Annotated in this window: 14 protein-coding genes; 6 read left to right on the top strand and 8 right to left on the bottom strand. The window is 45.6% G+C overall.

Annotated features, from left to right (window positions below; all coding sequences use genetic code 11):
• Nucleotides 1–31 precede the first annotated feature (31 nt).
• A complete protein-coding gene (gene mutY / locus FPZ44_RS20655; protein ID WP_144993464.1) occupies nucleotides 32–1,126 on the bottom strand; it encodes an A/G-specific adenine glycosylase in 1,095 nt (364 codons plus the stop codon).
• Between the two features lie 305 nt (nucleotides 1,127–1,431).
• On the opposite strand from mutY, the gene FPZ44_RS20650 reads away from it, so the two are divergent.
• Both FPZ44_RS20650 and FPZ44_RS20645 read left to right on the top strand, forming a co-directional pair.
• Complete coding sequence (locus tag FPZ44_RS20650; protein WP_144993462.1) at nucleotides 1,432–1,839, top strand: c-type cytochrome; 408 nt, start codon at nucleotides 1,432–1,434, stop codon at nucleotides 1,837–1,839.
• Nucleotides 1,840–2,100: 261 nt separating this feature from the next.
• A complete protein-coding gene (locus tag FPZ44_RS20645; protein WP_144993460.1) occupies nucleotides 2,101–2,676 on the top strand; it encodes a lipoprotein BA_5634 family protein in 576 nt (191 codons plus the stop codon).
• A gap of 105 nt (nucleotides 2,677–2,781) precedes the next feature.
• On the opposite strand, the gene acpS is transcribed toward FPZ44_RS20645, so the two are convergent.
• Nucleotides 2,782–3,168 (bottom strand): holo-ACP synthase, encoded by a 387-nt coding sequence (gene acpS, locus FPZ44_RS20640; protein WP_144993458.1) that lies wholly within the window; start codon nucleotides 3,166–3,168, stop codon nucleotides 2,782–2,784.
• A 208-nt stretch (nucleotides 3,169–3,376) separates the two neighbouring features.
• Here acpS and FPZ44_RS20635 point away from each other — a divergent pair, with 208 nt between their 5' ends.
• The gene (locus FPZ44_RS20635) at nucleotides 3,377–3,637 is read left to right on the top strand and encodes a hypothetical protein (RefSeq protein WP_144993457.1); all 261 of its coding nucleotides are present in this window, start codon (nucleotides 3,377–3,379) and stop codon (nucleotides 3,635–3,637) included.
• A gap of 169 nt (nucleotides 3,638–3,806) precedes the next feature.
• Here the strand turns inward: FPZ44_RS20635 and FPZ44_RS20630 are convergent, their stop codons facing one another.
• The 3 genes from FPZ44_RS20630 to FPZ44_RS20620 are packed head-to-tail and all read right to left on the bottom strand — an operon-like array spanning nucleotide 3,807 to nucleotide 7,047.
• Complete coding sequence (locus tag FPZ44_RS20630; protein ID WP_144993455.1) at nucleotides 3,807–4,769, bottom strand: 2,3-diaminopropionate biosynthesis protein SbnB; 963 nt, start codon at nucleotides 4,767–4,769, stop codon at nucleotides 3,807–3,809.
• Entirely contained in the window at nucleotides 4,766–5,782 is a 1,017-nt protein-coding gene (gene sbnA / locus FPZ44_RS20625; protein ID WP_261378449.1) for a 2,3-diaminopropionate biosynthesis protein SbnA, read from the bottom strand. The genes FPZ44_RS20630 and sbnA overlap by 4 nt, the downstream gene beginning before the upstream one ends.
• Nucleotides 5,783–5,814: 32 nt before the next feature.
• Nucleotides 5,815–7,047, bottom strand: coding sequence for a phenylacetate--CoA ligase family protein (locus FPZ44_RS20620; protein ID WP_186786161.1), 1,233 nt, complete (start codon nucleotides 7,045–7,047; stop codon nucleotides 5,815–5,817).
• Between the two features lie 121 nt (nucleotides 7,048–7,168).
• Here FPZ44_RS20620 and FPZ44_RS20615 point away from each other — a divergent pair, with 121 nt between their 5' ends.
• Nucleotides 7,169–7,921 carry a YheC/YheD family protein gene (locus tag FPZ44_RS20615; RefSeq protein ID WP_144993451.1) on the top strand — a complete coding sequence of 251 codons (753 nt, stop codon included), beginning with the start codon at nucleotides 7,169–7,171 and terminating at the stop codon, nucleotides 7,919–7,921.
• 393 nt (nucleotides 7,922–8,314) lie between these two features.
• Entirely contained in the window at nucleotides 8,315–9,838 is a 1,524-nt protein-coding gene (locus FPZ44_RS26950; protein ID WP_261378448.1) for an aminotransferase family protein, read from the top strand.
• Between the two features lie 203 nt (nucleotides 9,839–10,041).
• Here FPZ44_RS26950 and FPZ44_RS20600 read toward each other — a convergent pair whose 3' ends face one another.
• From FPZ44_RS20600 to FPZ44_RS20590, 3 genes are read right to left on the bottom strand one after another with little or no spacing between them, the layout of a single operon-like run.
• On the bottom strand, nucleotides 10,042–11,025 hold the full coding sequence (locus FPZ44_RS20600) for a hypothetical protein (RefSeq protein WP_144993449.1): 984 nt from the start codon (nucleotides 11,023–11,025) through the stop codon (nucleotides 10,042–10,044).
• A complete protein-coding gene (locus tag FPZ44_RS20595) occupies nucleotides 11,015–11,890 on the bottom strand; it encodes an ABC transporter ATP-binding protein (RefSeq protein WP_144993447.1) in 876 nt (291 codons plus the stop codon). Before FPZ44_RS20595 ends, FPZ44_RS20600 begins: the two co-directional genes overlap by 11 nt.
• Complete coding sequence (locus FPZ44_RS20590; RefSeq protein ID WP_144993445.1) at nucleotides 11,877–12,272, bottom strand: GntR family transcriptional regulator; 396 nt, start codon at nucleotides 12,270–12,272, stop codon at nucleotides 11,877–11,879. Before FPZ44_RS20590 ends, FPZ44_RS20595 begins: the two co-directional genes overlap by 14 nt.
• Nucleotides 12,273–12,526: 254 nt before the next feature.
• Here FPZ44_RS20590 and FPZ44_RS20585 point away from each other — a divergent pair, with 254 nt between their 5' ends.
• The gene (locus FPZ44_RS20585) at nucleotides 12,527–13,504 is read left to right on the top strand and encodes an alpha/beta hydrolase family protein (RefSeq protein WP_261378447.1); all 978 of its coding nucleotides are present in this window, start codon (nucleotides 12,527–12,529) and stop codon (nucleotides 13,502–13,504) included.
• Nucleotides 13,505–13,613 lie beyond the last annotated feature (109 nt).

Here is a 13,613-nt window from a genome sequence, read left to right as displayed (position 1 = left end):
AAATAAATGAAAAAACAATTTATCAGGCTTCCTACTCCGCAAAATAAGCATCCAATAAGCGAACAAATAAGTTCGGGAATGCATATTGCTCCCGATCATCACGTCCTATAAATGCATACCCTTCTGGCACAACTGCATATTCCGCTACGCTGCAGCGGAATACTCGCATCTGCCAGTGGATATGGCTGAACGTATGCTCAGCGTCCATAAATCGCTCTATTGGCAGCACAGTAAGACCTTCCTGATGCAATGCACCGCGCAGCATATCTTGAGCTTCTGCATCGGGAAGTCCCGCTACGCTCATTTGCTTGGGCACCAATATGTGCGGCATTTCCCACATGCGAGCCAGCAATCCACTCTCAGGGCGCTGACGCATAAGCAGCTTGCCTTTGTTCACGCCAGTTCCTTCAATTAGAGCAGCATAGCGCAGCTCTGGCTTCGGCGGCTTCGCCTTCGTCTTAATCGGCAGCAGCGTCTCTTCTCCTGCCAAGCGACCTGCACAATGCTCCATGACGGGGCATAACAAGCAAGCAGGCGACTTCGGTGTGCAAACAAGCGCACCTAGCTCCATGATCGCCTGATTGAAATCAGAAGCATGTCCATCTGGAATCAAATCGCGAGCAATATGCTCGATATGAACCCGTGTAGCAGGCTTAGCAATATCATCATGCAGACGGAAATAGCGCGACAACACACGCATGACATTGCCATCTACAGCTGGCTCTGAACGATTGAATGCGATACTCATAATCGCACCGGTCGTGTATGGTCCTACACCTTTTAAGGAAGATACAGCGGCTTTGTCATCTGGCACAACCCCACTGTACTTCTCCTTCACTTCACGCGCTCCAGCTTGCAAGTTGCGAGCTCTTGAATAATATCCGAGTCCTTCCCAAGCCTTAAGTACGTCTTCTTCAGGAGCTTCTGCTAGAGCTGTAGGCGTAGGAAACTTCGCAATAAATCTTTCGAAATAAGGAATAACGGTGCTGACTCGTGTCTGCTGCAGCATAATTTCCGACACCCATGTATAGTAAGCATTATGTTGACGGCGCCATGGCAAGTCCCGACGGTTGTCTAAATACCAACGAAGCAGTTCGCGGCTAAAATATCGTTGTTGCTCCTCCATATAAGTCTCCCCAATCCTCTGTTCTCGATCCTCTATTTTTACTTTCTATTTCTAGTTATGACGATACCAACTATTTATTGCTGTTCATCATCTGTTATCGTAGATATCCAAAAGTCCATTATACATCAGCAGCCTGTATTGTGAACGTTCTGCCAACAAACGGTTATCGTGCTTGCCTATCTCTATCACTCCTTACTATACTGATAGCATAAGGAAATATAAGACAAACCAATAAGACAACGACACTTACTCAGCTCAATGAGGCATACATGGCAACGTTATACAGAGAGGATGAGATAATACAAATGAGGATACATAACCAAAAAGAGACCTCGCATCTGCAGCAATCAAACCAAAGAAAACAGTCGAAAAAGAAACGATTGCTTATATCTTCGTTTCTGCTTTTGATCACGATAGGGTTGACTGCATGCGGCGGCGGAACGCAGCAGGAAAGTGCTCAGCTCGAAGGCCCAGCAGATGCGGTACAAGTATATAAGAAATCTTGCTTGTCCTGTCACGCCGCAGATTTAAGTGGCAAAATGGGACCCGAAACGAATTTGACTACCGTTGGCGATCGCCTGACAAAAGACCAAATCGTAACAATCATTAAAGAAGGCAAAGGCAGAATGCCTTCCCAAAGCGGACGTGTTAGCGACGAAGATGCCGAAAAGGTCGCTGCATGGCTTGCAACGAAAAAGGAACAAGCCAAATAAATCAAAAATGATACTTAGAAGCACAGTATCATTAACCGCAAGGTCATGAAGTCTTCCATTCAAGAGGACGCCATGACCTTTTTTCACTTCACGGCCACCGCACTGCTACTGAACTACTGTGTTTCCGACTCACAACATCATTCTTGCAAATCTGTAAGCTTCCTGTCATCTCATTCGATAGTTCTATCCAATCTCCATTGATATAGTAGTAGTCAACAGATATACGACAATCTATCAACGATCTATGGAGGAATTACAACAATGAAGAAAGCTGCGCTAACAATGCTCGTTGTCATGATGATGGCTATTTTAACAGGCTGTATAAATCAAGCAAACGGACTTATCCTTTATGGAGATGAAGCTAAACTTAAACAAGTAGCAGAGACATATAAAGAGGATATTAAATCGCAAAAGATGTACAACGTAAAAAAAGTCAGTACACAGGGAAAAGAAGTTATCGTCTTATCTGAAACGACGGCACGCGAGCTAATTCGTATGGAGCTATGGAACGAAGTAAAAAACAACACACAGCTAAGCATTCTAAAAGGAATGCCAACGATTCGAAATGAAAGTGGCTTACTGTTCGCTAAACCCGAAGATAAGCACATCCAGCTAGAAGGATTAGATTTAAGCTACGAAGGTAACTGTGTCATTGGTGATTCCAGACGTTATACAGATGCATATGTGGTTGTGAAGGACAGTACGTTCGAAACGATAAAAGGCACTATGAAGCAAATGAAGGTTCTGCATACCAAGAAGAGCATGGATAAAGAACTTGTAAATATTAAAGATTATACGGATGCATTCCAACTCGTAACTTTGACTGAAATCGAATAAATAAAGTAACGACAATAACCTCCACGCTAACTGACAGCAGTAAGAATGGAGGTTATTTTCTATGTTCATGGCTCTATGAAATTCGTCTTATTCTAGCTTGCTATTCTATTGCTCAACGATACAGACTGCTGATGCGATGTGCGGCTGATGGGAAATGCTAATATGGATTCGCGTATGCTCAGCTTCAAGCCCTAATCGCTCCCATCCTGATTGACTGAGCTCTACATAAGGTTTGCCTGATTCCGCAGGAAGGACCTCAATATCTTGAAATCCAAGGATAGAGCCAATTCCACAGCCGAATGCTTTAACGACTGCCTCTTTGGCAGCAAAACGTCCTGCTACCCACTCCAAGGATCTCGACTCATATTGTTGAAGAAGCGTAAGCTCTCGCGGCGTCAAGATGCGCTGCAAGTAGCGATCTCTGCTCTTTCCATCCAGTAAACGACCAATGCGATCAATTTCTAAAATATCGTGACCAAGACCGAGTATCATCCTATCCCGCCTTCCCTTCTTAAACGAATCAATAACAACGTGCAATCATTATCTTATGAAGGGCCATTGTTTGCAAATAGAAAAGACAGCTCGTATGCCAATCTCGCATTATAGTAAAATCAGCATTTCTCCTCCTCTATTAATCTAGTCCGATCTGACAACTCTCTCATATATTACAGTATCTTCTCAAATAAAAGGAGGAAGCAAGATGTCGTATTACAACAACTGCGGATATGGCGGTAACTACGGCGGCAACTACGGAGGTTATGGCGGTCAAAACGATGGTCTAAAAGGTCCGTTAGCTATCCTGAAAAGAATTTCTCTTGGTACTACGATTAGCGTTCACTTCGACTCTGTCGAGCGCGTTGGTAGATTTCTAGGGATTGAAAATGGTACTGTCATTCTACTCGTAGGTGGAACAATATACTATATTTCTATCAAGAAAATTACTGCAGTCGACATACCATAACAGTTCACAGCTATGTAAAACAGAGGGCTGTCTCATCAGCCCTCTCTCTTAACTAAATTAAGCTCCCACCAGACAGCCTCCTTACATGAACTCGACCAGTACTTACTGTTATCGGTAGTACATACATAAATAGGACCATCCTGAATGGGGTATTTTAAAATAGTTAACATCAATCCAGTTGAAGACCAATTCCAAGCTCATCGGCTTGCCTCGTATACCAAGCAGCTACCGCTACATCAAATACAGCCAAGCCCATCGGAGTAAACCATATTCGTTCATTCCATGAGGCATCTATTTCCACCTTACCAGCAATCACCTCAGAAAGCGTGACTGTATGCTCTTCTTGCAATCCTTCGTCAAGATGCAGCCGCTCTATATCCGTATCCGCCCGACATATTTCATCCCAGCTATCTACAACGACTAAGCCGCTACTTGCTTTGGCTTCGGGCAAATAGTCGCGTAGGGATACATGCATAAGAATGCTGCCTTCTTTAGATGGAATATGAATATATCTTGCGCTGGAAGCTGTACAAGTAAATACGATATCGGCGTTTAGGTATGCCTCCTGCCACGTCGCAACCGCCTTTACAGGCACATCGTTAACTATGGGCAATGAGAAACTTATTTCTCTTTTATCATAAACACGAATCTCCGCAATTCGTTCGCTAAACAAACTCGTCAACATATTTACATGATGTTGGCCGATTGGTCCCATCCCAATGACAGCAACTTGCAGATCATCCCCTTTACGTTCTTGCAACAGCTTGCGCAGTAGAGCAGCACTAACTGCAGTTGTCCGTATCGTACTTATTAAGCTGCCATTAACAATATAGTTGGGTATTCCCGTATCAGGATCATTTAAAATGGTAACGCTGTTCGCTCGTGGAAGACCTTTATTCACATTTTCGGGATAGCTGGCAATCCACTTCATACCTGCTGCACGAATCGGCCTGCTAATATAAGCAGGCATGGCAATGATTCGATTGCTCGCATCTCCGAATTTCAAATATGGCTTAATAGGCTGGGCATAGTCCCCCTCGCCATAAGCGAGGGAAACTTCTGCTATTACATCACTTAAGGATGCCCACGGAATGCCAATCTGCCGCAAGTCGTCTTCCGTTATATATTTCACGCGATCTCCACCCCGCCTTCACTTGCTTGCCGTGCACGAACTTGGTCCAATGCTTCCTTACCAAAAAATTTGGCGATCCATTGATCATCATATACGGTCTCTAAATATCGCTCCCCTCTATCAGGGAGTATTAATGCGCAGGTTGAACCTGCGGCTATCCGATCCTGAAACTTCTCTAATGCAGCGATCATGCCACCTGAAGACCCTCCAACGAGAACAGACTCCAAGCGAGCTAGTCTTCTGCAACCAATAATGCATTCCAGATCGTCAACCTCGATGATCTCGTCAATTCCATTATCCGGGCATAGTGCTGGCCGTACAGCCGCACCGAGCCCTGGAAGTAAACGACGCTGCTTCGGTTTGTTGCTGCCAAATATCGAGCTGCCAAGAGCATCAACCGCAATAACCTTCGTTGCAAGTCGATTAGCACGAATATATTCAATACAGCCACGAATCGTCCCACAGGTACTTACTCCGCAAAATAAATAGTCTACTCGTGGCAAGTCAGCTGCGATCTCCGCCATCGTCGTCTGCTGATGAGAAAGTGGATTATTTGTGTTGCCATATTGGTTCGGCCAAAATGCATTCGGAAGCTTGCGCAGCCAATGACGCACCCTGGCCAAACGAGCAGGCAAATATTCACCAGTAGCCGGATCTGGCTCACGAACGAGATCGATACGAGCACCGTAGGCACGCAATATACGTATGTTCGTTAACGTGGTACGCGGATCCACGACGCAAATAAAGGTACATCCGATCAGATTGCAAATTTGCGCCAAGCCGATGGCCAGGTTACCTGAACTTGATTCGACAACTACTGACCCTGGTCGAAGTTTGCCTTCACGCAAAGCCTCTTGCAGCATCACTTTGGCAGGACGATCCTTTATGCTTCCACCCGGGTTCAGCATTTCCAACTTTACATACGCATCGAATGAAGCATGTTTGAACAAGCGCTGCAGCTTAACCACTGGCGTATTACCAATGACCGTCATCATATGCGCATGAGCGCTCACACTTACCACACCCTTCTATTTGACTGCAATTCTTATTCTTGAATGTATAACTTCTTCTGCTTCACCGCTTGATGATTCAAGCTTGGTACTGCATCTGGATCTAGCAAATTGACAAGATGCACATTCATGTCCTCTAAAATACCAGAATCAATCATCTGCCCAATCTCTGGAATCGCCTCATGCAAGCTGGAGCGAATCTTCTGATAAAGGACGTTGTCGATAGGCTGCGGACTATCAATATACACATGTAGTTGGTTATGCTCTACGATGACGCGGACATCCGCCTGTTTCACATGCTGGAACACGGCATCCTCGATATCGTACAGGCTAATTTTCTCACCATGCTTCAGCTCAGGACCAATCCGTTTGACGATAGCTTCAAATGTCGTTACCTGCCGCCCATCTATCCATTCTGAACGGAGATCTCGAACGATATCATAAGTCACATAACGCAATACAGGGAATCGTCTGCGGACGAATGAGGTTAGAACGAGAACTTGTTCTCCTTCTGGTAAATGTATATCGGGCAGCCCTACTTCCGCAGGAGATACCCCTTCTGCTGTAATGCCCTCCATCAGGACATAGCGTCCAATTCCTGCATCATGATAAGCCATTGTACCAACCTCGATGCTGCCGTACGTATCTTTCACATCATCAGCCGCAATACCGAATACATCTGCCATTCGCTTGCGCCATGCTGGAGCTGCTACTTCACCTACTAGAATGACAACCTGAATCCCCCAATCAAAGCCAGCAGGCGCCGCCTTGACGAGACGATCCAAAATCGAAGGCATCGTATACAACACTTCCGGACGGTGCTCTGCAATGCAGGCAAGATGCTCTTCGACAGGTTGTTGGAATGGAATCGTCCAGCACGCCATACCAAGCTTTTCGAAAATTTCCTGCGCTGTAGCAGCCGCATGACCCGTTCCCATATCACTTAGGGCTCTTGTTAACCCCTTGCCTTCCAGCAGCTTACCGAACAGCTGCACCTTGTGCTCAACATACGCCTCCTCATCAAGAGCATCATAGCCAATCGCTTTTCTTCTTTTTCCGCTAGTACCCGATGTTCGATAGATATTCCAATTAGGTTCTTGCACTAATTCTGTTTCGTCGAAATAAGGAAGCAGCCTATCATGTGTGAGCAAAGGTAGTTTAGGCCAACTATCGATACACGCTCCTTCCAGCAGAGTCGTATACCAAGGGTAAAGCTGCTTTACTTCCTGCAGCTTTGCTGCAATATGCGGGGCGTTTATCTCTACCATTATGGCAACCCTACTTTCAAGATTGTTCATACTATACTATGCAGAACTTTCGAGCCCGTCTGCCCAATCCTCCTTAACATGACAGGCATAGCTTATATTAAAAAGAGGTGGTGCATAGAAGATGGCTACTAAAAGTAGGCGTATAGCAAGTAAGTGGATAAAAACAGCAGTACTAGTGCGCAACAAAACCGTACGCCGGGCTATTCCACAGACGATGCTTTACCGAGCTTCCGCATTGGATAAGCTCCTTAGGCGTCACGGCATGGTGTATGTAAAGCCTGATCATGGCTCGCAAGGCAAAGGTGTTATGCGTGTTCAGCAGAATAATGCCAAGGGTACATCATTTTCTGTTCAACGTGGCGACCGAATCCGTTCGGGTCTTACTTGGCGCAAACTAGTTAAAGAGCTCAGACCCTACACTCGTAACCATGTCCATGTCGTGCAGAGAGGGATTGACTTGCTTCGCTATAATGGACGATTGCTAGATATAAGAGCCGTGACACAGGTCGATCGCAAATGGAATTGGCATTTTACAGGCATGGTTGCTCGCATTGCCCAACCGCGTAAAGCAGTTACGAACGGCAGCCAAGGCGCCGATATTACCCCTGTTCCATTTGTCATTACTCGTACTGGTAGATCAATAGAAACCTATAATAATCTAGAAGCTGAGATACGCCATCTCTGTCTTAAGGGGGCCCGTGTCCTTTCTCGTAAATACCCATTCCTGCAAGAGCTTGGGTTCGACATCGGCCTCGATCAAAAGCTTCGCCCATGGATTATAGAAGTAAATACGAGACCAGATATAAAGCCATTTAGTAAAATATCCGACCTTACGATGTATCACCGCATACGACGCTACCGCCGCAATTTTTAGATAAATGCATAGAACAGGCTAATAGATTACTAGAGCGGAAGCAGCAAGCTTGTCTATGGTAATCCTATTGCTCCGTGCTTTTTTCATCGCGTAAAAAGGCAGAAAGGCTTACTCTCCTCAATCACTCATTTGGGAGCTGTAAGCCTTTTAGGAGTAATATGAGATTCTAGATTGAAGCCTATCGTTTTCTGTTCGGTTCGATAATTATCCTAGCATCATCCCATACATATACTAGCTAGCTTTCAAACTCCCTTTTCTAATTAAATGCTGATCAACCTCTATTATTTTATTGCAGCATTACATTTGTACAAATACCTAGCATACGTTAACCTAATTATATTAAAATAAAGTTAACATATATTTATGAGCTAGATGCTCCATTAGGAGGTACTTATGGACCCAAAGCAGAAACAGGAGCTGCTCTTGAAGGACAAGCAGTATGTGTGGCATCCATTCACACAAATGAAAGACTATGAACATAAAGACCATCTGCTTATTGAGCGCGCGGAAGGTATCTTCTTAATCGATGCGGATGGTCGCCGCTATTATGATACGGTTTCCTCATGGTGGTGCAATGTGCATGGGCACGGGCATCCACGAATTAAAGCGGCTATTCAACGCCAGTTGGATGCGTTTGACCATATTATGTTTAGCGGACTGACACATGCGCCAGGCATTAAGCTGGCGGAAAAGCTGGTTGAGATTACGCCGGAGGGTCTTAATAAGGTGTTCTACTCCGATAATGGCTCGACGGCCGTTGAAGTGGCGCTGAAAATGTCATTTCAATACTGGCAGCAGATTGGGCAGATGTCGAAGACGAAGTTCGTTTACCTCGACGGAAGCTATCACGGCGATACGCTGGGCGCCGTTAGTGTGGGTGGCGTAGCACTGTATCATGCGCTGTTCAAGCCGCTGCTCTTCCACGCGCACCGCGTTCCGGCTGCAGATTTGAGGCAAGCTCGGTATGCAGCTACCAAGCTGACGGAAGATATGACACAGGCTGGGGAGTCGGCACAGAAGCTTAGTTCGCCTCTATATCAGGAATGTGATGTAGACACGAACCTTATGCGGGGTATGAGGACGACAGAGACAGGCATGACGGATAAAGGCGTATCTGCCGCGGCTAGGCTGGAGAACGAAAGCGAAGTTGCGGAGCCCGCGTTAGCTGCGGTGCGCGAGCTGTTTGAACGTGAAGGCGACACGATCGCTGGCATCGTTGTGGAGCCGATGCTCATGGGCGCAGGCGGCATGATTATGACGCCGGCTGCGTACATGCAGGGGCTGCGAGAGCTATGCACGCAGCATAATGTCCACCTCATCGCTGACGAGGTGGCAACGGGCTTTGGCCGTACAGGCAAGATGTTTGCCTGCGAGCACGCTGGGGTTAGCCCTGACATCATGTGCCTTAGCAAAGGGCTAACAGCGGGTGTTATGCCGCTGGCCGTAACCTTATGCACGGATGATATTTATGCTGCGTTCTATGATGACTATCATACGCAGAAGACATTCTTCCACGGCCACAGCTTCACCGGTAACCCGGTCGCTTGCGCCGTAGCACTTGAAAGCTTGCGCTTGTTCGAGGAAGAGCAAGTGCTCGAACGAGCGCAAGTCTCCGCCGTCGCGCTGGCAGCCGCCCTCCGTGACTCTGGCTTGACCGAACTGCCGCACGTCGCTGATGTGCGCCAGCTCGGTCTTGTCGCAGCGTTCGACCTGTATGCCGATGCCGAACGCCGCGAACCCTTCCGCCCCGAGCAGCGCATCGGGGCTACCATCTACCAAGCGGGCTTCGAAGAAGGACTTATTCTCCGCCCGCTTGGGGACACGCTCTACTTCTGGCTGCCGCTCTGCGTCACGCCAGAAGAGGTGCGCGATATCGTCGCGCGCACCATGCGTGTCCTTCAGCGCGTGTTGTCATAGACATCCACACGCTGAATCCAACAACGTGAAGGGCTCCGTTACCAAGACGTAAACGGAGCCCTTCACGCAACAAAGAACCGCCCGTTCTTAGCACTCCCAGAACAGGCGGTTCCCTCTATCTATCACTTACTCCTCATTCATATGGCAGCTAAACAGTATCATATGTAATGAGGCACAACTAAAACAACGACACAATAGCTTATCTAGAATCGAACACGTAGACGGTTAAGCAATTTAATCATCACATAGCCAATAAGAAGTCCAAAACCAAATCCGATGCCATAGCCAATTGTTCCACTGTGATGTTGATAATGTACATAAACACCGAAGAACAACCCACTGCTTATCGTAAAGCCGATAATTAAAATTTTCTCCCATATTGGAACTACGACCCATCTTCCATTATACTCGGCGTGATTTGAACGATAGTGGATTACCCCTAGTCCAATAGTAACTATTAACACAATCAGGGAATGATAACTATCATATTTCATATCAAAAAAATAAGTCGTAAGTGGATAGTCATTGTACATCTGTAGAAATGAAATATTATAAAGATAAGATATCGTTCTAAAGCTCCATTTTAAAAACTCAGGGTAATAAATGACGACGATGGTAAAGGTAATATGTGCAATCAATGTACCACTAATTGTACCAACAAACATTCCAATTGAATAAGCGGATATGACCAGAAGCAGCAGCTCACCTATATAAACCAGATAGCTCTCCCACATCATCATAAAACCGAGATCCAAGGCAATCAACATCGCTATATCAAGCAATACATTTATCATTATGGATGCGACCACAATTCCAAAACCAATGAACAGTTTCACTAGATAGATGTGGTTTCGTGAGTACGGCAAAGAAAAATTAAATTCCTGCTTTTGTCCATGTCGTTCTAAGCCAAGCTGATATACAGCTAAGATTAAACTCATTACTATCATCGTAGATAAAAAGCTAGATAATAAATCCTCTACAATCCAGAATCCTGCTGTGGTCTCCTTCAAATCTCTAACGATATGCATGAGTTCCCCGTAGATTTCCCCTGATTCCATTATAAAATAATAACGAATATGCGTATAAGGAAGCGCGAAAAATCCAACGATGAGCATCACAACCATCATCAATCTGGCTTGCCTTAGCTCCTTCCACCACAGTCCCCGATCAAATATTTTAGGCAGCATCGCCATCACCTCCCGACTTCCACATAAACCAGTCTTCTAATGTGAGCGGAAGTTCGTCGATGAGCAGCTTGTTGTTATCACTCAGCAGCGAATACAATTCCTCTGACTCCATCAACACCGTATGTACTGGACCAATCTGCTGCAAAACGTGTACGCAAGGCTGATCCAGCAATTGCGCAGACGCACCATTCGTAAATACAATTTGCAGCTTGCGTACTTGTTGCTGCAATTGCTCCAACGTCCACTGCTCATCGGTCTTTCCATCTCGCAGCAAAACAATTTTGTCCGCTATTCGATCCAGCTCATGAAGCATATGCGTAGAAATAACAATGCTGCTCTCTGGTGTCAGCGCCTCCATAATGAGTGCGAGCAATTGCTTCTTAGCGATGACATCTACCCCGTTCGTCGGTTCATCGAGCAAAATATATCGCGCTCTCGTCGCAAGACCTAACGTTGTGCTAAACAGCATTTTCATCCCCTTAGACAGCTTGCGCACCTTCTGTCCTTCTGCTAAGCCAAACTGCTTCAGCGTATCTTGGAAAAAGTCCATGTCAAAGTTCGGATAAATTCGTGCGAACATCCTGCCACATTCTCCAAGCTTATATCCTTCCAACGCAGTCGGCGCATCTGGAATAAATACGAGATCTCGCTTCACTTCTGGCTTCGCATGAACATCAATGCCATCCAACGTTACTTTTCCGCTATCAGGATTGTATATGCCCACTATCGTTCGCAGCATCGTTGTCTTCCCTGTTCCATTCCTTCCGAGCAATCCTACGATTTGGCCAGGTTCTACCTCAAAGGAAACTCCACTTAACACCTGCCTGTTATCGATACGTTTCTCAATCGTTTCAATCCGCAGCATGATAACCCTCCCCAAGCATATGACTTGCTTCGTCTACCATTTCTCGAAATTGCACTCTTGTAATACCTAAATGCTTCGCTTCTACCGTCAAACGCTGCAGTTCTTGCCGAAGAACTTCGATACGCTCTGCCGCCATTCTAGGAGCCGATGGCTCTAATACGAACGTTCCCTTTCCTCTAATCGTCTGTATAACTCCCTGACGTTCGAGCTCTTGATATGCCTTGCTTACGGTATTGGGATTAATCAATAGCGTAGAAGACAGCTCTCTTACCGAAGGTATCTTGTCTCCGGCCTTCAGCACGTCTTTAGCGACTAGCTCTTTCATTTGCTCTACAATCTGCTCATAAATAGGAGAAGAACTTCGTTGTTGCAGCTGTATCATGTATGACCTCCTTTCTGCTCCATCCCAATCGAAGAGTTACTGGATTATGTATGTCATAAATCAACCGTAAATTATCTTAGTGTATTACATTAAGTAGTACACTTAATACACAATAAATCACCATCCTCTAATTGTCAAATTTTTCTCATTTTTGTAACCAATTAATCATGAAGTTTTGCATACAACAGCTCGCAGGCTATGATACAATCACCTGTAAAACCGAATCGAACCGTTGAAGATAAGGAGGAAGCACTTTGAGCTATCATTTTAATTTGAATATGCTGGGTGAGTCTGACATGGGTAATCGTAAAGAAAAGCTTTACGGGAGCCGAGTCGTTCGAGGAACACTTCATTTACCTCCAGGAGGAGCGAAAGCAGTACAAGGTACACTTCTCATCTGCCACGGATTTAAAGGTTTTAAAGATTGGGGATTCTTCCCTTTTGCTGCCGAACAACTAGCTATTCTAACGAATCTTAATGTTATTCGCTTTAACTTCTCACACAACGGTGTAGGGGCTGATATGGGCTCATTCAGTGAACCAGAACGCTTCGCCGTTAATACATACGAGCGTGAACAGGAGGATTTAGCAGCTGTTATGGCACTTGTCCATTCGGAAGCATTTATGCAGTGGAAAGAACAGTTGTATGCCAGCCTAGCTCTATCCGACCCTATTCGTATTCCCTCATTTGATTCGCGCATGCTTGTCCAAGCTGATCACCTATCTAACAAGCCTATATATATTTTGGGGCACAGCCGCGGCGGTGCAACTGCATTATTATATGCTCTTCATAATTCCGAGCGTATTGCAGGCATCCTCACATGGAACGGGGTCACAAATGTCGATCTGTTTTCTAACGAGCAGAAAGAAAGTCTCCGTACAACAGGTCGCTCGCAAGTGATTAATGCGCGTACAGGAGAGGCTTTGCCGTTAGATGCAGTAGTGTTGGAGGACTTAGAACGAAATGTAGAGAGGTATCAAATTATTGAGCGCATGTCTACTGCTCAGTTTCCTCTTATCATGGTTCAGGGCTCTAATGATCTGCCAGGGTTCTGTGAAGGTTCATCACGATTGCAGCAACAATATAAAGAGGCCGAGTGGGTCATTATTGATGAAGCAGGACATACGTTTCAGGCTGTGCATCCCTTCCAAGGTACAACTCGCCAACTGAATGAAGCAATTGAGCATAGTGCATTATGGCTAAAGAAACAACTGCAGCTTCGGCATACGTAAGGAGATAGAGATAGGAGAGAGTAAGAAAGCTTCAAGTCAAGTCAAGTCGACTCGTATCCTACTCCATTTCGCGCATTGCAGGTAATACAAATAGAGGTCTGATAAAACT

Source organism: Paenibacillus agilis, from assembly GCF_007786455.1.
GTDB classification, from domain to species: Bacteria; Bacillota; Bacilli; order Paenibacillales; family Paenibacillaceae; genus Paenibacillus_B; species Paenibacillus_B agilis.
Note: the sequence above shows the minus strand (reverse complement) of the source record. Positions and strands in the feature narration are given on the sequence as shown.

What these genes read in the sequence shown, in the direction of transcription:
- mutY (WP_144993464.1), bottom strand. Translation starts at nt 1,126, where the DNA reads ATGGAGGAGCAACAACGATATTTTAGCCGCGAACTGCTTCGTTGGTAT.
- FPZ44_RS20650 (WP_144993462.1), top strand. Translation starts at nt 1,432, where the DNA reads ATGAGGATACATAACCAAAAAGAGACCTCGCATCTGCAGCAATCAAAC.
- FPZ44_RS20645 (WP_144993460.1), top strand. Translation starts at nt 2,101, where the DNA reads ATGAAGAAAGCTGCGCTAACAATGCTCGTTGTCATGATGATGGCTATT.
- acpS (WP_144993458.1), bottom strand. Translation starts at nt 3,168, where the DNA reads ATGATACTCGGTCTTGGTCACGATATTTTAGAAATTGATCGCATTGGT.
- FPZ44_RS20635 (WP_144993457.1), top strand. Translation starts at nt 3,377, where the DNA reads ATGTCGTATTACAACAACTGCGGATATGGCGGTAACTACGGCGGCAAC.
- FPZ44_RS20620 (WP_186786161.1), bottom strand. Translation starts at nt 7,047, where the DNA reads ATGGTAGAGATAAACGCCCCGCATATTGCAGCAAAGCTGCAGGAAGTA.
- FPZ44_RS20615 (WP_144993451.1), top strand. Translation starts at nt 7,169, where the DNA reads ATGGCTACTAAAAGTAGGCGTATAGCAAGTAAGTGGATAAAAACAGCA.
- FPZ44_RS26950 (WP_261378448.1), top strand. Translation starts at nt 8,315, where the DNA reads ATGGACCCAAAGCAGAAACAGGAGCTGCTCTTGAAGGACAAGCAGTAT.
- FPZ44_RS20600 (WP_144993449.1), bottom strand. Translation starts at nt 11,025, where the DNA reads ATGCTGCCTAAAATATTTGATCGGGGACTGTGGTGGAAGGAGCTAAGG.
- FPZ44_RS20595 (WP_144993447.1), bottom strand. Translation starts at nt 11,890, where the DNA reads ATGCTGCGGATTGAAACGATTGAGAAACGTATCGATAACAGGCAGGTG.
- FPZ44_RS20590 (WP_144993445.1), bottom strand. Translation starts at nt 12,272, where the DNA reads ATGATACAGCTGCAACAACGAAGTTCTTCTCCTATTTATGAGCAGATT.